21 protein-coding genes and 1 pseudogene are annotated in these 17,542 nt (G+C 67.8%); 10 read left to right on the top strand and 12 right to left on the bottom strand.

What is annotated here, in order from left to right:
* Positions 1–145: 145 nt before the first annotated feature.
* Positions 146–1,111, bottom strand: coding sequence for a D-2-hydroxyacid dehydrogenase (locus tag CFB89_RS08290; protein ID WP_089467959.1), 966 nt, complete (start codon positions 1,109–1,111; stop codon positions 146–148).
* Positions 1,112–1,370: 259 nt separating this feature from the next.
* On the opposite strand from CFB89_RS08290, the gene CFB89_RS08295 reads away from it, so the two are divergent.
* From CFB89_RS08295 to CFB89_RS08315, 5 genes are all read left to right on the top strand, one after another.
* Positions 1,371–2,561: a CaiB/BaiF CoA-transferase family protein gene (locus CFB89_RS08295; RefSeq protein WP_089467960.1), complete on the top strand. Its 1,191-nt coding sequence runs from the start codon at positions 1,371–1,373 to the stop codon at positions 2,559–2,561.
* Between the two features lie 21 nt (positions 2,562–2,582).
* Positions 2,583–3,545: a hydroxymethylglutaryl-CoA lyase gene (locus CFB89_RS08300; protein ID WP_089467452.1), complete on the top strand. Its 963-nt coding sequence runs from the start codon at positions 2,583–2,585 to the stop codon at positions 3,543–3,545.
* Positions 3,546–3,572: 27 nt separating this feature from the next.
* Positions 3,573–3,956 carry a VOC family protein gene (locus CFB89_RS08305; RefSeq protein ID WP_034207330.1) on the top strand — a complete coding sequence of 128 codons (384 nt, stop codon included), beginning with the start codon at positions 3,573–3,575 and terminating at the stop codon, positions 3,954–3,956.
* A 216-nt stretch (positions 3,957–4,172) separates the two neighbouring features.
* A complete protein-coding gene (locus tag CFB89_RS08310) occupies positions 4,173–5,000 on the top strand; it encodes an alpha/beta hydrolase (RefSeq protein WP_089467453.1) in 828 nt (275 codons plus the stop codon).
* Positions 5,001–5,121: 121 nt separating this feature from the next.
* Positions 5,122–6,015: a LysR family transcriptional regulator gene (locus CFB89_RS08315; protein ID WP_089467961.1), complete on the top strand. Its 894-nt coding sequence runs from the start codon at positions 5,122–5,124 to the stop codon at positions 6,013–6,015.
* Positions 6,016–6,081: 66 nt separating this feature from the next.
* Here the strand turns inward: CFB89_RS08315 and CFB89_RS08320 are convergent, their stop codons facing one another.
* Positions 6,082–7,551, bottom strand: coding sequence for an MFS transporter (locus CFB89_RS08320; protein WP_089467454.1), 1,470 nt, complete (start codon positions 7,549–7,551; stop codon positions 6,082–6,084).
* A 338-nt stretch (positions 7,552–7,889) separates the two neighbouring features.
* Positions 7,890–8,090 carry a hypothetical protein gene (locus CFB89_RS34085; protein ID WP_144030075.1) on the bottom strand — a complete coding sequence of 67 codons (201 nt, stop codon included), beginning with the start codon at positions 8,088–8,090 and terminating at the stop codon, positions 7,890–7,892.
* A gap of 93 nt (positions 8,091–8,183) precedes the next feature.
* Between CFB89_RS34085 and CFB89_RS08335 the strand changes: the two genes are divergently transcribed.
* The 3 genes from CFB89_RS08335 (at position 8,184) to CFB89_RS08340 (ending at position 9,243) form a co-directional block, all read left to right on the top strand.
* Complete coding sequence (locus CFB89_RS08335) at positions 8,184–8,555, top strand: GFA family protein (RefSeq protein WP_089467457.1); 372 nt, start codon at positions 8,184–8,186, stop codon at positions 8,553–8,555.
* Complete coding sequence (locus CFB89_RS35250) at positions 8,552–8,680, top strand: hypothetical protein (protein ID WP_256979608.1); 129 nt, start codon at positions 8,552–8,554, stop codon at positions 8,678–8,680. Before CFB89_RS08335 ends, CFB89_RS35250 begins: the two co-directional genes overlap by 4 nt.
* A 107-nt stretch (positions 8,681–8,787) precedes the next feature.
* Positions 8,788–9,243, top strand: a complete 456-nt coding sequence (locus CFB89_RS08340) for a MarR family winged helix-turn-helix transcriptional regulator (RefSeq protein WP_012328506.1) — start codon at positions 8,788–8,790, stop codon at positions 9,241–9,243.
* Between the two features lie 52 nt (positions 9,244–9,295).
* Here the strand turns inward: CFB89_RS08340 and CFB89_RS08345 are convergent, their stop codons facing one another.
* The 4 genes from CFB89_RS08345 to CFB89_RS08360 all read right to left on the bottom strand — a co-directional run bounded on the left by CFB89_RS08345 (position 9,296) and on the right by CFB89_RS08360 (position 11,388).
* Entirely contained in the window at positions 9,296–10,012 is a 717-nt protein-coding gene (locus CFB89_RS08345; protein ID WP_089467458.1) for a GNAT family N-acetyltransferase, read from the bottom strand.
* Positions 10,013–10,176: 164 nt separating this feature from the next.
* Positions 10,177–10,506 carry a DUF4148 domain-containing protein gene (locus CFB89_RS08350; RefSeq protein ID WP_089467459.1) on the bottom strand — a complete coding sequence of 110 codons (330 nt, stop codon included), beginning with the start codon at positions 10,504–10,506 and terminating at the stop codon, positions 10,177–10,179.
* Positions 10,507–10,575: 69 nt separating this feature from the next.
* On the bottom strand, positions 10,576–10,902 hold the full coding sequence (locus CFB89_RS08355) for a DUF4148 domain-containing protein (RefSeq protein ID WP_089467460.1): 327 nt from the start codon (positions 10,900–10,902) through the stop codon (positions 10,576–10,578).
* Positions 10,903–10,968: 66 nt separating this feature from the next.
* The gene (locus CFB89_RS08360; RefSeq protein WP_069620746.1) at positions 10,969–11,388 is read right to left on the bottom strand and encodes an organic hydroperoxide resistance protein; all 420 of its coding nucleotides are present in this window, start codon (positions 11,386–11,388) and stop codon (positions 10,969–10,971) included.
* 262 nt (positions 11,389–11,650) lie between these two features.
* Here CFB89_RS08360 and CFB89_RS08365 point away from each other — a divergent pair.
* Positions 11,651–11,833, top strand: a pseudogene (locus CFB89_RS08365) (LysR family transcriptional regulator); the annotation flags it as partial.
* Positions 11,834–11,864: 31 nt separating this feature from the next.
* On the opposite strand, the gene CFB89_RS08370 reads toward CFB89_RS08365, so the two are convergent.
* The 4 genes from CFB89_RS08370 to CFB89_RS08385 all read right to left on the bottom strand — a co-directional run bounded on the left by CFB89_RS08370 (position 11,865) and on the right by CFB89_RS08385 (position 14,585).
* Positions 11,865–12,467: an SDR family NAD(P)-dependent oxidoreductase gene (locus CFB89_RS08370; protein WP_089467461.1), complete on the bottom strand. Its 603-nt coding sequence runs from the start codon at positions 12,465–12,467 to the stop codon at positions 11,865–11,867.
* Positions 12,468–12,950: 483 nt separating this feature from the next.
* A complete protein-coding gene (locus tag CFB89_RS08375; RefSeq protein WP_089467462.1) occupies positions 12,951–13,502 on the bottom strand; it encodes a shikimate kinase in 552 nt (183 codons plus the stop codon).
* Positions 13,499–14,146, bottom strand: a complete 648-nt coding sequence (locus CFB89_RS08380; protein ID WP_144030076.1) for a hypothetical protein — start codon at positions 14,144–14,146, stop codon at positions 13,499–13,501. The genes CFB89_RS08375 and CFB89_RS08380 overlap by 4 nt, the downstream gene beginning before the upstream one ends.
* Before the next feature lie 28 nt (positions 14,147–14,174).
* Positions 14,175–14,585: a thioesterase family protein gene (locus CFB89_RS08385; RefSeq protein ID WP_089467464.1), complete on the bottom strand. Its 411-nt coding sequence runs from the start codon at positions 14,583–14,585 to the stop codon at positions 14,175–14,177.
* A gap of 383 nt (positions 14,586–14,968) precedes the next feature.
* Between CFB89_RS08385 and CFB89_RS08390 the strand changes: the two genes are divergently transcribed.
* Entirely contained in the window at positions 14,969–16,081 is a 1,113-nt protein-coding gene (locus CFB89_RS08390; RefSeq protein WP_089467465.1) for a 3-deoxy-7-phosphoheptulonate synthase, read from the top strand.
* Between the two features lie 19 nt (positions 16,082–16,100).
* Here the strand turns inward: CFB89_RS08390 and CFB89_RS08395 are convergent, their stop codons facing one another.
* Positions 16,101–17,468: a glutamate--cysteine ligase gene (locus tag CFB89_RS08395; protein WP_089467466.1), complete on the bottom strand. Its 1,368-nt coding sequence runs from the start codon at positions 17,466–17,468 to the stop codon at positions 16,101–16,103.
* Positions 17,469–17,542: the final 74 nt, after the last annotated feature.

The following is a 17,542-nucleotide window of genomic DNA, read 5'->3' on the forward strand; positions in this document are numbered from 1 at the left end:
AGTCGTCTCGTCACGTATTCGGAAATCCGCCGCAAGACAGCGCGAATGCACGACCCCGTTACGTGCCGCGTCGCTGGCGTAAGCAGTCCCGCGTTCCGTCGGCCCCGCTTCGAGCAATCGGGCGGGGCCGTTTCGTTTGCGTGTGTCACACGACGTGCCGCGGTTCTCCGCCGACAAACGCGGCGACGTTGTCGACGAGCTGATCGGCCAGCGCCTGCATCGCTTCGTCACTGGCCCATGCGACGTGCGGCGTCAGGATGAACGCCGGATGCGACAGGATCGCGTGAAACGGATGCGCGGCCGGCAGCGGTTCCTGCGTGACCACGTCGAACCCCGCGCCCGCGATCTGCCCCGACTGCAACGCGTCGACGAGCGCGCTTTCGTCGACGAGCCCGCCGCGCGCGGTATTGATCAGCAGCGGCCGGCGCGCCATCCGCGCGAACGCGTATGCGTCGATCAGATGCCGCGTCGCGGGCGTGAGCGGGCAGTGCAGCGTGATCACGTCGCTCACGCGCAGCAGCGTGTCGAGCGGCGCATGACCGTCGCCCGCCGCGTCGCCGTGCGCGGCGAACAGCACGCGCATGTCGAGCGCCCGCGCGATGGCGGCCACCGCGCGCCCGAGCACGCCGTCGCCGACGATCCCTAGCGTCGAACCGGCCAGGTCGCGAATCGGATGATCGAAGAAGCAGAACTGCCCGCTGTCGAGCCAGCGCCCGGCGCGTACCGCGTCGCGGTACGCGACGAGGCTGCGGCGCAGCGCGAAGATCAGCGCGAACGTGTGCTCGGGCACCGTACGCACCGCGTAGCCGCGAATGTTGCTCACCACGATTGCGCGCGCCGCACACGTATCGAGATCGACGATATCGGTGCCGGTCGCGGCGATCGCGATCATCCGCAACCGCCGCGCGTCGGCGAGGGTCGTCGCGTCGAGCCGCACCTTGTTCGTCACGACGATGTCCGCATCGCGGATGCGCGCCGCGACTTCGTGCGCGGCCGTGCGGTCGAACGCCTGCACCACGTGCGGAAACGGAAACGGCTTCAGCACCGTCTGCGGCGACAACGTCGCGCGGTCGAGCAACACGATCTTCGCGGGAGCGGAAACGGAAAACATGGCGGGTCTCACTGACAGGCGCCCGGTGGCGCGGAACGGATCCGATTCTGCCGGCGGCGCGCGCGCCGTCGTTTGACCGTTGCGCGAGCGCGCTTTCCCGGATGGAAAGGCTGACGCGTCATACGTCGCCGACACCGCGCTCGCGCTGTCGCGCGCCTTTCCGTTTCGGAAAGGCGGGTTGACCATCGATCGATTTTCACCGGACGCGAACGCCGTCATGATCGCCGTCATCGACAACACGATTTCATCGGAGACAGTCATGACACGCCCTCTGGACGGCATCCGCGTGCTGGAGCTTGGCCAACTGATCGCCGGGCCGTTCGCGGGTCGGATGCTCGCCGAATTCGGCGCGGAGGTCATCAAGGTCGAGCCGCCCGGCGTCGGCGATCCGCTGCGCAAATGGCGGCTGCTGCACGACGGCACGTCGGTCTGGTGGGCCGCGCAGTCGCGCAACAAGACCTCGCTCACGCTCGACCTGCGCACGCCCGAAGGGCAGGACGTCGTGCGCCGCCTCGTCGCCGACACCGACGTGCTGATCGAAAACTTCCGGCCCGGCACGCTCGAAGGCTGGGGGCTGGGCTGGGACGCGCTGTCCGCGATCAACCCGGGGCTCGTGATGCTGCGCGTGTCGGGCTTCGGGCAGACGGGCCCGTATCGCGACCGCCCCGGCTTCGGCGTGATCGCCGAGGCGATGGGCGGCCTGCGCCACCTGACCGGCGAGCCGGGCCGCACGCCGGTACGCGTCGGCATCTCGCTCGGCGATTCGCTGTCGGCGCTGCACGGCGTGATCGGCGTGCTGCTCGCGTTGCGGCATCGCGAACAGCAGGGCGGCAACGGGCAGGTCGTCGACGTCGCGCTTTACGAATCGGTGTTCAACATGATGGAAAGCCTGCTGCCCGAATACGCGGCGTTCGGCGCGGTGCGCGAGCCGGCCGGCAGCAGCCTGCCGGGCATCGCACCGACCAACGCGTACCGCTGCCGCGACGGCCGGTACGCGCTGATCGCCGGCAACGGCGACAGCATCTTCCGGCGCCTGATGGAACTGATCGGCCGGCCCGATCTCGGCAACGATCCGGCGCTCGCGCACAACGACGGGCGCGTCGCCCAGGTCGCGCGCATCGATGCGGCGATCGGCGAATGGAGCGCACGCCACGATCTCGATGACGTGCTCGCCGCGCTGAACGACGCGCGCATTCCGTCCGGGCGCATCTACGACGTGGCCGACATCGCGGCCGATCCGCACTACCGTGCGCGCGACATGATCGTCGACGCCGCGCTGCCCGACGGCACGCCCGTGCTCGTGCCGGGCATCGTGCCGAAACTCGACGCCACGCCCGGGCGCATCGAGCGGCCGGCGCCCGCGCTCGGCGCGGATACCGATGCGGTGCTCGAATCGCTCGGCATCGATGCGGCGACGCGCGACGACTGGCGCACGCGCGGCGTGATCTGAAACAACCTCGGGGACGAAGACATGACCGGCCATCCGCAACGACTCCATATCCACGAAGTCGCGACCCGCGACGGTTTCCAGAACGAAGCGGCGTTCGTCGACACCGACGACAAGATCGCGCTCGTCGACGCGCTGAGCGCCTGCGGCTACGCGAAGATCGAGGTCACGTCGTTCACGTCGCCGAAGGCGATTCCCGCGCTGCGCGACGCGGAGGCCGTGATGCACGGCATCGCGCGCGCGCCGGGCGTCGTCTATACGGTGCTCGTGCCGAACGTGCGCGGCGCCGAGCGCGCACTGTCGTGCGGCGTCGACGAGGTCAACCTCGTGATGTCGATGAGCGAGAGCCACAACCGCGCGAATCTGCGGATGACGCGCGAGCAGTCGTTCGCGCAGTTGCGCGACGTGATCGACGCGGTGCGCGGCACGGGTGTCGCGATCAACGTGTCGCTGTCGACCGCGATGGGCTGCCCGATGGAAGGCGACGTGCCGGCCGAAACGGTGCTCGCGTGGATGCAGCGCTTCGCGGATCTCGGCGTGCACGGCTTCACGCTATGCGACACGACGGGCATGGCGTTTCCGTCGCAGGTGCGCGACTTGTCCCGCCGCGCCCGCGAGCGCTTCCAGGCGTTGCAGCTTACGCTGCACTTCCACAACACGCGCGGGATGGCGCTCGCGAACACGCTCGCGGCGCTCGACGCCGGCATCGACCGCTTCGATGCGTCGCTGGGCGGGCTCGGCGGCTGCCCGTACGCGCCGGGCGCGACCGGCAACGCCTGCACCGAGGAACTCGTGCACATGCTCGAACTCGACGGCTACGATACGGGCATCGATCTTGCGGCCGTGCTCGCCGCGTCGGCGCGGCTGCCCGCGCTGATCGGGCACGACGTGCCGAGCCAGCTCCTGAAGGCCGGGCGCCGCTCGGACCTTCATCCGCCGCCGCGCGCCGACGCCGGCGACATGCCCGCGCAACGCGCTTTCTCGTGAACGTCAACAGAAACAGGAGCGAATTCCATGGCGCTGATCGACCACCTCGATCATCTCGTGCTGACCTGCGTCGATCCGGAGCGGACGAAGCATTTCTACACCGAGGTGCTGCAGATGCAGCTCGAAACCTTCGGCGCGGGCCGGCTCGCGTTCCGTTTCGGTAACCAGAAGATCAACCTGCACGTGCGCGGCGCGGAATTCGAGCCGAAAGCGCACGTGCCGGTGCCGGGCGCGCTCGATCTGTGCTTCATCGCGTCGGTGCCGCTCGACGACGTGATCGCGCACCTGCGGCGCGTCGACTGGCCGATCGTCGAAGGGCCCGTCGAACGCACGGGCGCGACGCAGAAGATCCGCTCGGTCTACGTGCGCGATCCCGATCTGAACCTGATCGAAATCTCCGAGCCGATCTGATCCGACGGCCGCGCGCGCACCGGCACGCTGCGCGCAGGCCGCCACGGTCCTTCGCCGAAAGCGGACAGGCAGGCGCCGCACCCGCCGATTCCGGATAGCCGTGCGTGGCCGCGCTGCGGATAATGGCGCCACGGCGGCGGCGCGGCCGCCGCCTTCGCCGCGCGCACGGAATTCGCCCGCCGCGCGCATCCGCAACCCGATCCAGGCGCTTCCCGAATGACGATCCTCTATCGCGGCATGGACCGCACGGCGCTCGACGCCGCGTACCTGAACACGAAGGCCGTTCCCGATTTCCCCGCGCTGCTGGCGTCATGCCAGGCGCGCAGCGCGGCGCTGTACGCGGCGACGCCCGGCCGCCGCGACCTGCGTTACGGCGCGCGGCCCGCGCAGCGCTTCGACTGGCTGCCGTGCGGACAGCCGGACGCGCCGTTGTTCGTGTTCATCCACGGCGGCTACTGGCAGCACTGCACGAAAGAGGATTTCGCGTATGCGGCGAGCGGGCCGCTCGCGCGCGGCTACGACGTCGTGCTCGCCGAATACACGCTCGCGCCGGTCGCGACGATGACCGATATCGTCGGCGAAATCGGCGCGCTGCTCGACCATCTCGCGGCCGATCCCGACGGCCTCGGCATCGCGGGGCGGCCGATCCACCTGAGCGGCCATTCGGCGGGCGGCCACCTGACGGCCATGCATCGCGCGCATCCGGCCGTCGTGTCGGCGCTTGCGATCAGCCCGCTCGTCGATCTCGAACCGATCGCGCTGTGCTGCCTGAACGACAAGCTGCAGCTCACCGCACACGAAGTCGACGCATACAGCCCGCTGCGTCACGTCGGGTCCGGCGCCCCGACCGTCATCGCGGTCGGCGACGCCGAACTGCCCGAACTCATCCGGCAAGCAGACGTGTACGCGACGGCGTGCGAAGCGGCCGGCGAGCGGGTCGCCCGCGCGTGGCTGCCCGGCATGCAGCACTTCGCGGTGCTCGACGATCTCGCGACGCCGGACGGCGCGATGCTCGCCGCGTTGCACGCCATCGCGCCGCGCTAGCTGCGTCATATCGTGCCGTATCGTGCGTGTCGTGCATATCGCACGCGCAAGGCCCGGCGTATGATCGGCGTCAGGCCGGTGCGCTGACCGCATACCCCGCATGGCCCTCCAGGATCCCGACATGGTGAACCCGCTTCATTTCGATCTGCAGTCGCTGCGCGTGTTTGCGCTCGTCGCCGAGCACGGCAGCCTGACGAAGGCGGCCGAACACGGCCAGCTCACGCTGTCCGCGGTCAGCAAGCGCATCGCCGAACTCGAAAGCGTGACCGGCAGCGCGCTGTTCGTCCGGCACGCGCGCGGCGTGGAGCTGACGCCCGCGGGCCGCGCGCTGCTCGATCATGCGGCGAAGGTAATCGAGCAGGTGAACCGGATGGCGCACGAGATGAGCGACTACGTCGCCGGCGTGCGCGGCCATATCCACGTGTGGACCAACACGTCCGCGATCGTCCAGTTCCTGCCCGCCGATCTTGCGGCGTTCCTCACCGACAACCCCGGCATCAAGGTCAGTCTCGAGGAGCGGCTGAGCCACGAGATCGTCGACGCGCTCGCGTCGGGCAAGGCCGATCTCGGCGTATTCGCCGACAACGTGCCGGCGCCCGGCATCGAACGGCGGTTGTACCGGCGCGACGAACTCGTGCTGCTCGTGCCGCGCACGCACCGGTTCGCCGCGCGCGACAGCATCCGCTTCGCGGATACGCTCGACGAGGACTACGTGGGCCTGAGCGACGGCAGCTCGCTGCTCGCACGGATGACCGATGCCGCGTTCGCGGCCGAGCGCTCGCTGAAGCTGCGGATCCAGGTATCGAATTTCGACGGCGTGAGCCGGATGATCGAGGCCGGCCTCGGCATCGGCGTGCTGCCGCGCGACGCGGTGACCGGCGAGCGCGCGGCGCGGCTCGGTGTCGTGACGCTCGACGACGCGTGGGCGACGCGCACGCTGTGGGTCGGCGTGAAGGCCGGCACGGTGCTGACGACCGACGTCGCGAAGCTGTTCGATTTCATGTCGGCGCGGTGAATGCGAGGACGAGATGAAACGGCGACGCGCGGGCATGCGCCCGTGCGCGCCGTGCCGTTCGCCGCGTCAAACCGGATTGATCTCGTCCTGGCTGCGCCGCGTGGTCAGCGGCCCCAGCACGCGCAGCGTGACGGCGACGACGCCGAGCGCAACCGAGATCACGCCGAACATCGCGCCCGCACCGTAATTGACGAGCACCGGCAGCAACACGAACGGCAGCGCGCCGCTGACGATGCGCGACAGCGCATAGGTGCTGCCGATCGCCGTCGAGCGCACGCGCGCCGGGAAGATCTCGGCCTGGTACACGTGATACGCGTTGCTGAACACGTTCGACGCGCACGTCGTCAGGAACCCGAAGCCGACGATCAGCACGGTATTGCCCGAATACGCGAAGCACAGCCCGAACACCGCGATCGATACGATCGACACGATCACGAGCGTGCGGCGCTCGATCCAGTTGAGCAGCGGAATCGACAGCAGCGAGCCGATCGGGTAGCCGATGAACGATAGCGCGATGAACAGCGTGCTGTCCGTCACGTCGAAACCGCGGCTCTTCACGACCGTGCCGGCCAGCGTGCCGAACCCGTAATAGCCGAAACCCTGGAACAGGTGAAAGATCCCCAGCATCAGGTAGCGCGCGCCATACGGTTGGCGGCGCAGCAGCGCGATGCGCTCGCCGAGCCCGAGCGGCCGCTGCGGCTCGACCGGTTCCGCGAAGTGTTCGGGCACGCGCACGCCGGCGCTTTCCGCGAAGCGCCGCAACGCCGCATGCGCATCGGCCGCGCGGCCTTGCGCGAGCAGCCAGCGCGGGCTTTCCGGCAGCCGGTGCTGGACGAACAGCACGTACACGGCGCCGAGGCTGCCGATCGCGAGAATGATGCGCCAGCCGGCCACGCCCGCCACGTGCAGCGGGTTCAGCCACAGCGCGAGAAAGCCGACGAGCGGCACCGCCACATACGAAGTCGTATAGGCCCACGCGGCGAGCCGCCCACGCTTGTCCTTCGGCAGGATTTCGGAGAGGAAACTGTCGGCGACCGGATAGATCGCGCCGACGCCGATGCCGGTCAGGAACCGGCATGCCACGAGCATGTCGGCGTTCACCGAGAACGCACCGACCAGCGAGAACGCGCTGTACCACCCGAGCGTGAGCAGGAACGCCTTGCGCCGGCCGATACGGTCGGCCAGGCTGCCAAGGCACATCGCGCCGACGAACATGCCGATGAACGCGGACGCCAGCAGCAGCTTGAAATCGGCGCTTTGCCGGCTCAGCCCGTACTCGTGCTGCAACGCGGAGCCGATCGTGCTGACGAGAAAAATCTCGTACATGTCGAAGAACAACCCGATGCCGATCACCCAGACGACGAATCGATGCAATGCACCGACCGGCAGATCGTCCATGAAATCGCCGAGCATGACGCGGCGGGCGGGGAGGGCCGCTGCGTCGACGCCGATGCTAGCGCCTGCGGCGGCGGTCGGCGGGCGGGCGGACGCGGGTCCGCCCGCGTGGCCGTCGAGGTCGAGGGATTGGCTGTTCATGGTGTCTCCTGATTATCGATATGCGGTGTTGCGGGCTCTCGCCGTTCGCGACCGGCGTAACGGGTCTGCCGCGCGGCGCGACGACAGGCATCGCCGGGCTCGCGCAAGCGCCTGCCATGCGGGTTGCGCCGATCGTCCGATACATGGTGGGCAAATCGGCGGCACGTGATAATTGAGGATGTCTCAAGCCTCCTTTCCCGAGCAGAAAGGGTAGGGCACGGGTGGGGGACAGGATGCGCGCGGCAGGCCGTTGCGGCCTGCGTGACACGGGTGACTTGCCGGAAACGGGGTGCGCCCGCGCGGCCGGGCGGGTGGGGAAAACCATGAGAGTCGGGTCGTCAGACCGCTTCGCGCACCATGGCGGAAAGCGTGGTCCGGCAGAACACGACGAATATCCTGGGGCCGAAACAGGAAATGCGCCGCATGCGTGCCGACACTTCGGCTGCCGAGCCGTTCGCGGCGCCCGAACGCAAAACGCGCGCGGCGATCGAGCGGATGCAACGGGTGCGGGACCGATCGCGCGAGCCGTGGATTTGCAATGTCCTGTATCTCCACAGACCGCCGATACAGTGAGATACACCGCCCGCGCTCAGGTTCGCTATAAAGCAGGCATGACCGCTTTGGAGTCCATCATGTCTGCCACCTGGTTCAAAGGGTCCTGCCATTGCGGGACCGTCAAATTCGAAGTCGTGACGGCGATCGCGCCGGCCATCCGCTGCAACTGCAGTCTGTGCCGCCGGCGCGGCGCGTTGATGAGCCCGATGTTCGCCGCCGCCAACCTGACGATCGTCGAAGGCGAGGGCGCACTGACGTGCTATCGCTTCAACACGCACACGGCGCGTCACTATTTCTGCAGCCGGTGCGGCGTCTATCCGTTCCACCAGACCCGCAAGGATCCGGCGTGCTGGCGCGTCAATCTCGGTTGCCTGGACGGCGTCGATCCGTACGCGCTCGACGCGACGGTCGCCGATGGCGCGAGCCTCTCCGTCGTGGAGGACGCATGAAACGCTGGCTGATGATCCTGCTGTTTGCCGCGGGCGGCCTCGCCACCGAAATCGCACATCCGGTGCAATGCACGTTGCTGTCGATGAGCCGTCGGCCAACCGGCAAGCGCCGCAAGCCGGGCTGAGCGCGCCGCGCCTCAGCCGATCGCCCCCGATTATCATGCTTCCGATAAGATCGCATGCGATATATAATGCGATTGTCTGCGACCGTTCGTGTCGCTGGAGGAAGTCCATGAAGCCGACCGAAACCCCGTCGTCTGCCGCGCCGAAGCTGTCCGAGTTCCTGTGCTTTGCGATCTACTCGGCGAACCTCGCGTTCGGCAAGGCGTACAAGCCGATTCTCGACGAGCTCGGCCTCACGTATACGCAGTACATCACGATCATCGCGCTGTGGGAGCAGGACAACCAGACCGTCGGCCAACTCGGCGAGAAGCTGTTCCTCGAATCCAATACGCTGACGCCGATCCTGAAGAAGCTCGAGGCAATGGGCTATCTGGAGCGGCACCGCGATCCGTCCGACGAGCGCCAGGTGCTCGTCAGCCTGACGAAAAGCGGCCGCCGCGTGCGCGAGAAGGGGCTCGACATGAACCTGGTCGAAGCGACCGGGCTGAAGCCGGACGAGTTCGCGAAGGTGCAGAAGGCGATCGTCACGCTGCGCGGCAACCTGATCCGGTCGACCGAAGCATGAAAATACTCAGGCGCCGCAAGCGGCCGACGCGTGCATCGCGCCGGCCGCATTGTCATGCGCGCGCCTCGTCCAGCACCAGCAGGTGCATCTCGCGTCGGACGGCGAAACCGAGCGCGAGATAGCGCTCGATCGCCACCCGGTTCGTCGTGAGGACGTGCAGGAAGGGCGTTTCCGCACGCGCATCGATCGTCGCGATCAACGACCGGATCAGCCGCGCCGCCAGCCCTTGCCGCCGAAACGCGGCATCCACGCACACGGCGCTGATCTCGGTATATCCGTCCACCTGCATCCGCTGGCCGGCCATCGCGGCCAGCCTGCCGTCACGGCGCACGCCGATGTAATGGCCGAGCTCGAACGTGCGCGGGCCGAACGGGCCGGGCTGCGCGGCGGCGGTCAACGCGAGCATGTCGGGCACGTCGGCTTCACCGAGCGGAACATGCTCCGGTTCGGGTGCCGGGTCGAACGTCCGTTGCCACATCATTTGAAGCAACGTCGCGCGCCGAATCACCGACAATCCCGTGGGCGGCTCGATCTCGTCCGGCGTGACGAGCGCCGCCGGCCCGTGTGCCGCAATCAGCATGCGCAGTGCGTCGAACGACGCCGGGCTCGGCTGGTCGATCGCGGCAAATGGCGCGATGGCCGTCGGGAACCGCAACGCACGGCCGTCGCCGAGCGCAAAGCGGCGTTGCCTGCCCGTCAGCGCATTCCAGACGACCCGGTCGAGCACGTGCGCATCGCCTGTCGTGTTTCCGGTCGTGGCGTCCGGCATCGGCGGCTCCTTGGTGGAAGATGGGATGCCGCACAGAATAATCCGGGATGGGCCGGGGCAGATAGCACCGTCGACGCGGATCCATGCAATATAAAAAAGCGTACGCGATTACATCGCATACGCTTTATATGACGGACTTCGGCGGCGAATTCGCCGTACCGTGCTCAATGTCCGAAATAGACCGAGCGCTCGGCGGTGCGCAGCGCGATTCGGCTGCCCGACTGCGTGGCGCCGCCGGCGTCGCTGCCGTAACCGGCCGCCTGCGTATCGGCCGCGACGGCGCCGCCGTCGCGAATTCGTTTCAGCGCCGCCTGGATGTTGTCCGGGTAGTTCGGATCGTTCGGGCGATTAGGCTGGTAGCCGGCTTGCTGCAACGCGGCCAGTTCCGCACGCACCTGCGCACGCGTGACGGTGCTTTCGCTTGCAAAAACCGGTGCGGCGACGGTGGCCGATACGGCAACGAGAAGGGCGGCAATCAGTTGGGACTTCATTATTCACCTCGATGGAAAAGGAATTCAGGGAACGCACCGCACGCCGGCCATCGGCGCCGTTCGCGCGTTCGTTCAATGGCCGAAGTAGATCGAACGCTCGGCCACGCTCGCGACATACCGGCGGCCGGATTGCGTCGCGGTGTCGCCGTTGCTGCCATAGCCGGCAGCCGGTGCATGGGCCGCGACGGCATCGTCGGCGTGGATCTGCGTCAGCGCCGCCTGCAGATCGCTCGGGTAGGTGGCGTCGGTCGCGCGGTTCAGCGGATAGCCGGCCTGTTGAAGCTGCGCGAGTTCGGCGCGCACCTGGGCACGCGTCACGGTGGCCTCATTGGCAAATGCCGGAGCGGCAACGGCAGACGAAACGGCGACGAGCAGGGCGGCGATCAATGGGGTTTTCATGTTTCACCTCGATGGAAAAGGAATCGGGAATTCGGGAGGGCGGCGCTCGGCCGCCCGATGCAACGTTCAGGCGATCCGGATATCGACGTCGATGTTGCCGCGCGTCGCCTTCGAATACGGGCAGGTCTGGTGTGCGGCGTCGACGATGCGTTGCGCGACGTCGCGCTCGAGCCCCGGCACGCTCACGTTCAGCCGGGCCTGCAGGAAGTACGCGTTGCCCGCCGTGCCGAGATCCACTTCGGCGTCGACCGCGAGATCGGCCGGCAGCGTCACCTTCTCGGCACGCGCTGCAAGCTGCATCGCGCCGATGAAGCAGGCCGACCAGCCGGCTGCGAACAGCTGTTCCGGGTTGGTGCCGGTGCCGGCGCTGCCGGGGGACGACAACTGGATGTCGAGACGACCGTCGGAACTGCGCGCCGCGCCGTCGCGGCCGCCGGAAGTCGTATGCGTCTTGCCCGTGTACAGCACTTTGTCGATCTTGCTCATCGTTTGCTCCGTCAGTCGAAGGTTGTGTCAGATGCGATTCGATCGCATGCGATGCAGTTTCCGCTTGGCGACCGCCGCCGTCAAGCGGATTCGATTAAATCGTATGCGATATTTTGTATTCCAATGTATCTGAAACGTGTAACGCCTTGCCTGACAAGCTTTTCGGATGATCCGGCCCCGATGCGCGGTGCGCCGGCATGCGTGCCGGATGCCGGGCAGGGCCTGCCAAAACGCCCGGTGGGGCGGATGCGGCCCCGCAGGGCTCGTGGAAGTGTTGTCCGGCCTCGGCGGCCGGTCGCGGCCCTTCGTGCTGCTGTACCCGCATGCGCGCTTTCTGTCGTCGCGCGTGCGGGTGTTCGTCGACTTTCTCGTCGAACAGCGCGTGCATGCGCCTGCCAGCCGGACAGCCGGCCCGCGCGGCAAACGCGCCGGCGCGTCGCGATAGACGCACCGGCTCGCGGCTTCGACGCCGCTGCTCAATGCCCGGCGCTCTGACCGCCGTCCGCGTGCAGGATTTCGCCGGTGACGAACGGCGCCGAATCGAGATACAGGATCGCACCGACGATATCGCTCATCTCGCCCATCCGACCGACCGGATGCAGCGACGCGAGCGTCGCGTGCGTATCGGGCGCATGCATCGGCGACTTGACGACGCCGGGCGACACCGCATTCACGCGAATGCCGGCCTTCGCATACTCGATCGCGAGCGACTTCGTCGCGGCATTCAATCCGCCTTTGGTCAGCGACGCGAGCACCGACGGTACGCTGCTGTTCGCATGGTCGACGAGGCTCGTCGTGATGCTGACCACATGGCCGGTGCCATGCTTCTGCATCGCGGCGATCGCACGCTGCGTGACGTGGAAGAAGCCGTTCAGGTTGACGCTCGCGATCTGCGCGTAGTCGTCCGCGGTGTATTGCGTGAACGGCTTCGCGATGAAGATGCCCGCATTGTTGACGAGCGTGCCGATCGAACGGGACGTCGCGACGACCCGATGGCCGCGTGCCCGGAATGCGTTGACCGTTTCCGCCCCGATGCCTTGCGATGCGCCGGTGACGATGACGACTTTGGATGCGCTCATGATGTACCTCGACAGGTGAATGGTGTTCGGTCTCGGTACCGACCGGATCGATGAATCCGATGGGCAGACTGTAGGCGTGCCGGTCACGATTTCGAACACCCTCCATGGAGCAACAGTCTTGCGTCGCGGGAACAAATGACGGGAAAAAGGTGAGGGTCTGCGGCGATCGCCGCGCTGGAGTCGGGTACGCCGCCGTTGCACCGGCTGTTCGCCCAGTCGGCACGCCACGTCGCACACAAGCGCGTCGATGCGCGACGGCAGCATTCCGGCGCGGGCGGGATCTGGCCTGATGGACCGATTTTCCGGCAGCTTGAAGCGTCGATTCGCTGGCTACGCAAACGCGTAGTTGGATAAGAAAATACCGATATCCGGATAACTTTTCTTATCACAATAGCACTATCGATAATCCAAACTCGTCGTTTCAAAAACGCGCGTGACGCCGGGCGTGCGGTCGATTCGAAGGGGAAGGAAGTGAACGCGCCGTCACGCCGGCGCGTTCATCCGCGCAAAGAGCAGCTTCAACACCTCCGCCGTTGCATGCGCGACGCCGTGTGCGGTCGTATCGACCAGCGCATGCGCGCATTCGCGATACAGCGGGTCGCGCAGCCGGTACAGCGCGGCGAGCGTCTGCCGCGGCTCGCCCGCCTGCAGCAGCGGCCGACACCGCGCGTCGTCGCGCGTCCGCCGCCAAAGCACATCGGGGTCCGCATGCAGGTAGATCACGCTGCCGCGTTCGCTGAGGCGCACGCGGGTGCGCGGATTCAGGACCGCGCCGCCGCCGGTCGCCACGACCACGTTCGCGCGCTGCGTCAACTCGTCGACGATCTGCGTTTCGAGCAGTCGAAAGCCGCCTTCGCCGACGAGGTCGAACAGCGCGGCGACCGAGCGCCCCGTGCGCCGCTCGATCTCGTCGTCGCTGTCGGCGAACGCCCAGCCGAGCGAAGCCGCGAGCGCGCGGCCGAGCGTCGATTTGCCCGCGCCCATCATGCCGACCAGAAACGCGCGCCCGCCGGCCGTCGCGACGGCGGTGTTCATAACCGTCGCGCGAGCGGCCAGCGCGCCCGCGTCGCCATGCAGATCCGTCGCGCGCGCACCGCGTCCGACAGCGTGTCGAGCGCCGCGCCGGTCGACGCGTCATCGGCGTCGAGCAGCGCGCCGAGTATCGGCTCGTCCGGATCGCCGGCTGCGATGTGCTCGGCCGCATCCGCCGCGATGGTCCGCGGCGTGCGTTCCGCTATCGCGTCGCGCTCGGGCCGCCGCCACTTGCCGTGCAGATCGCGCCATCGCACGACCAGCCCGGCGAGCAGCGCACCGCCCGGCACGGCCGCGTCGTCGGGTGCCGTCGCCGAGCCGTCGGGCGTCGTACACCGTGTGACCCAGCTCGCGAATTCGAGCAGCGACGCATCGTGGGTGACCGTCGCCGCATCGAGCGCGACGGCCACGCCGGCGTCCCGCAGCCGGCCGAGCAGCGTGCGCACGCCGTCGTGCGCGCCACCGCACGGCTGCAGCAGCACCTCCAGCTCGTCCTCGTGGCGGGACGCGAGCGCACGGTGCCGCTCGAGCGCAGCCGGCTCGAGCAAGGCCTGCGCCGCCTGCCGGACGATCACGATCGCGCGATCGTCCCGCCGCTCCACGATCGCGCCGATCCGGCGCCGGGCGCGCGCCACCGCGCAGCTCACGTGTCGCTCCCGAACGGATGCGCACGCATCACAGCGACCCCTGGAATTCGAGCACGCGCGTCTTGAATTCGTCGGGCACGGGCAGCGTCGTGTTGTTCACGTAATCGAACATCACGTGCGTCGACACGCCGCGCGCGACGATGGTCTGGTCGTCGCGCTCCATCAGGTGTTCGAGATCGAAGCTCTTGCTGCCGAAGCGCACGATGCTCGAGCGGATGGTCAGGTTGTCGCCGAATTGCGCCGGCGCGAGGTACTCGCACTGCGTCTTCACCATGATGTGCGGCAGTTTCTCGCTGCGCGGCAGGCCGAGCAGGTCGAACATGTAGCAGAGATACGAATGCTGCAGGTAGTCGTAATAGACGGGGCTGCTCACATGCCCCATCGAATCCGTATCGCGATACTTGACGTGAATGGGGGTTTCGTAATGTCGTTTCGACATGGTGACTCTCCGCGATGACTGGGTTGATTTATATTTTCGAGCCCGAACGGCCTGTCGGGCATCCGAAAATTAATCGAACGAATATCGGGTCGCCACTATCAGAACGAATAGCGAGGCGTGGCGGAAAGTCGCACCAGCCTCCATTCCCCTCTGCAGAATCACATCCGCATTTTCGAATTAAACCCGATTTACGCGCCATTTCGCACACTGCAAACGTTCTCAAGCCGGGTTCCCCGATTATCGGACCCGACGCTTATTCTTCTCATTCATAACGTTATGAATGAGAAACTGATAAATATGTTAGTTGCGCACCAAAAGCGCCATTCAATACAGTCGCGCTGTAGTAAAAAATCCCGCTCATTATCGACAGGAGGGCAGTCCCCATGCATGCAAACGCCTGGACGACAAACCGCGACCCCGTGCTGCGCTTGCCGTCCCCTGCGGATCTGGCCGGCGCACTGCCGCCGGCGTCGCGCGCGTCGCGCACCGTTCATACGACCCGCCGCGCGATCGTCGACGTGCTCGACGGCGCGGACGACCGGCTCGTGATCATCGCCGGCCCGTGCTCGATACACGATCCCGACGCCGCGCGCGACTACGCGGCACGGCTCGCGCTGCAACGCGCGCGCTTTGCGGACGAGCTGGAAATCGTGATGCGCGTGTACTTCGAGAAGCCGCGCACGACGGTCGGCTGGAAGGGGCTGATCAACGACCCGTTGCTGGACGGCAGCGACCGGATCGACGTCGGGCTGCAGACGGCCCGCGCGCTGCTGTGCGACGTCAACGGCACTGAGATGCCGGCCGCGACCGAGTTTCTCGATCCGCTGTCGCCGCGCTACCTGGCCGATCTGGTCGCGTGGGGCGCGATCGGCGCGCGCACCGTGGAGTCGCAGGTGCATCGCGAGCTGGCGTCGTCGCTGCCGATCCCGATCGGTTTCAAGAACGGCACCGACGGCAATGTCCAGGTCGCCGTCGATGCGATGCGCGCGGCGGCGCATGCGCACCGTTTCCTGTCGATCGATGCCGACGGCCGGCTATGCGCGAGCGTGTCGCAAGGCAATCCGCATACGCACGTCGTGCTGCGCGGCGGGCGCGAGCCGAATTTCGACGCGGCGGCCGTGCACGCCGCCTGCGAGCGGATGACGGCCGCGCACGTCGCGCCGCGCGTGATGATCGACGTCAGTCACGGCAACAGCCGCCGCCAGTACCGGAACCAGCTCGCCGTCGGCGCGGAAGTCGCCGCGCAGGTGGCGGCCGGCGATACGCGCATCGTCGGCGTGCTGATCGAGTCGAACCTGATCGAAGGGCGGCAGGACCTCGTGCCCGGCGTGCCGCTGCGCTACGGGCAGAGCATCACGGACGCGTGCCTGTCGTTCGCCGATACCGCGCGGCTGTTCGAGACGCTCGCGCACGCCGTGCGTACCCGGCGACGCGGCCATGCGCTGCCGCCCGGCGCGGAGTTCGCACACGAGCCGCTGCTCGCCTGCTGCGCGTGAGCGGCCCGGCGCGATGCGCTCAGACAGCGGCTTCGTCATGGATCCGCGTCGCGTCGCCGGCCCACGCATCGCGATAGCGGGCCAGCCAATGTTCGGCCTGCGTCGGCGCGCCGGCGACGATCTCGTCGAGCGGCGCGAGATACATCGATTCGTCGCGGCCGGCCGCATCCGTGCGCGCCCGCGCGCGCAGGCCGCGATGCGCGATCGCGAGCGCATCGGCCGCCATCGCGCGTAACGTCCGGCCGCCGGCCGGCGTGTCGAGCCCGGTGCGCGGCACGTCGCGACGCAGCGCGAGCAGCGTGCCGCGGTCGATCTCGGCGGCCAGCGTCTCGGCTTCCGACAGCGCGGCCGGATCGTACAGCAGGCCGGTCCAGAACGCGGACAGCGCGACCATCATGTCCGGCGAGCCGGCATCGGCGCCGCGCATCTCGAGATAGCGCTTCAGCCGCACCTCGGTGAACACCGTCGTCAGGTGGTCCGCGAAATCGCCCAGCGTCGGCATCTCGCCTTCGAGATGCGGAATGCGCCGCCGCATGAAATCGCGGAACGTGTGCCCGGTCGCGTCCGCGTAACGATCGCCGCGCCGCACGAAGTACATCGGCACGTTGTCGAGCAGCCAGCTCACGTAGCGTTCGAAGCCGAAGCTGCGCGACAGGAACAGCGCCGGCACGCCGCAGCGATCGCCGTCGGTATCGAGCCACGTGTGGGCGCGCGTCGACAGCAGGCCCGACGGGTGGCCGTCGAGGAACGGCGAATTCGCGAACAGCGCGGTCGCGACCGGCTGCAACGCGAGCGACACGCGCAGCTTGCGCGCCATGTCGCTTTCCGATGCGAAATCGAGGTTGACCTGCACGGTGCAGGTGCGCTGCATCATGTCGAGCCCGCGCGTGCCGACGCGCGGCATGTAACGCCGCATGAGCGCGTAGCGCTGCTTCGGTATCCACGGCAGCGCGTCGCGCGACAGGTGAGGGTGAAAGCCGAGCGGCACGCAGCGCAGGCCGAGCGGGTCGCATGCCGCACGGGCCGCGGCGAGGTGCGCGTGCAGTTCGGCGTGCGTGTCGTGCAGCGTATCGAGCGGCGCACCCGACAGTTCGAGCTGGCCGGCCGGTTCGAGCGAGATCGCGGCGCCGTCGCGCTGGATCACGCCGACGGTCTGCCCGGCATCGACGATCGGCGTCCCGTCGCCGCGCAGCCGCGCCAGCACCTCGGCGATGCCGGACGGTCCTTCATAACGCGCAGCCTCGTGCGTCGCGCGGGAAACGACGAACTTCTCGTGCTCGGTACCGATCCGGAACTGCGCGGCCGGCTTGCAGCCGGCGGCGAGATGATCGGCGAGCTGCTGCTCGGAGACGATCGGCGTGTTGTCCGATCCGACGGCATTCGACATCGACACCCTCCACAGGTCACATTGGGCGACCGACCGGCCGGTCGCACGGCGACTATAGCGACGTCGACGCGCGC

Source organism: Burkholderia sp. AU16741 (assembly GCF_002223345.1).
GTDB lineage: Bacteria > Pseudomonadota > Gammaproteobacteria > Burkholderiales > Burkholderiaceae > Burkholderia > Burkholderia sola.

What these genes read in the sequence shown, in the direction of transcription:
- CFB89_RS08290 (WP_089467959.1), bottom strand. Translation starts at nt 1,111, where the DNA reads ATGTTTTCCGTTTCCGCTCCCGCGAAGATCGTGTTGCTCGACCGCGCG.
- CFB89_RS08295 (WP_089467960.1), top strand. Translation starts at nt 1,371, where the DNA reads ATGACACGCCCTCTGGACGGCATCCGCGTGCTGGAGCTTGGCCAACTG.
- CFB89_RS08300 (WP_089467452.1), top strand. Translation starts at nt 2,583, where the DNA reads ATGACCGGCCATCCGCAACGACTCCATATCCACGAAGTCGCGACCCGC.
- CFB89_RS08305 (WP_034207330.1), top strand. Translation starts at nt 3,573, where the DNA reads ATGGCGCTGATCGACCACCTCGATCATCTCGTGCTGACCTGCGTCGAT.
- CFB89_RS08310 (WP_089467453.1), top strand. Translation starts at nt 4,173, where the DNA reads ATGACGATCCTCTATCGCGGCATGGACCGCACGGCGCTCGACGCCGCG.
- CFB89_RS08315 (WP_089467961.1), top strand. Translation starts at nt 5,122, where the DNA reads ATGGTGAACCCGCTTCATTTCGATCTGCAGTCGCTGCGCGTGTTTGCG.
- CFB89_RS08320 (WP_089467454.1), bottom strand. Translation starts at nt 7,551, where the DNA reads ATGAACAGCCAATCCCTCGACCTCGACGGCCACGCGGGCGGACCCGCG.
- CFB89_RS08335 (WP_089467457.1), top strand. Translation starts at nt 8,184, where the DNA reads ATGTCTGCCACCTGGTTCAAAGGGTCCTGCCATTGCGGGACCGTCAAA.
- CFB89_RS35250 (WP_256979608.1), top strand. Translation starts at nt 8,552, where the DNA reads ATGAAACGCTGGCTGATGATCCTGCTGTTTGCCGCGGGCGGCCTCGCC.
- CFB89_RS08340 (WP_012328506.1), top strand. Translation starts at nt 8,788, where the DNA reads ATGAAGCCGACCGAAACCCCGTCGTCTGCCGCGCCGAAGCTGTCCGAG.
- CFB89_RS08345 (WP_089467458.1), bottom strand. Translation starts at nt 10,012, where the DNA reads ATGCCGGACGCCACGACCGGAAACACGACAGGCGATGCGCACGTGCTC.
- CFB89_RS08355 (WP_089467460.1), bottom strand. Translation starts at nt 10,902, where the DNA reads ATGAAAACCCCATTGATCGCCGCCCTGCTCGTCGCCGTTTCGTCTGCC.
- CFB89_RS08360 (WP_069620746.1), bottom strand. Translation starts at nt 11,388, where the DNA reads ATGAGCAAGATCGACAAAGTGCTGTACACGGGCAAGACGCATACGACT.
- CFB89_RS08370 (WP_089467461.1), bottom strand. Translation starts at nt 12,467, where the DNA reads ATGAGCGCATCCAAAGTCGTCATCGTCACCGGCGCATCGCAAGGCATC.
- CFB89_RS08375 (WP_089467462.1), bottom strand. Translation starts at nt 13,502, where the DNA reads ATGAACACCGCCGTCGCGACGGCCGGCGGGCGCGCGTTTCTGGTCGGC.
- CFB89_RS08385 (WP_089467464.1), bottom strand. Translation starts at nt 14,585, where the DNA reads ATGTCGAAACGACATTACGAAACCCCCATTCACGTCAAGTATCGCGAT.
- CFB89_RS08390 (WP_089467465.1), top strand. Translation starts at nt 14,969, where the DNA reads ATGCATGCAAACGCCTGGACGACAAACCGCGACCCCGTGCTGCGCTTG.
- CFB89_RS08395 (WP_089467466.1), bottom strand. Translation starts at nt 17,468, where the DNA reads ATGTCGAATGCCGTCGGATCGGACAACACGCCGATCGTCTCCGAGCAG.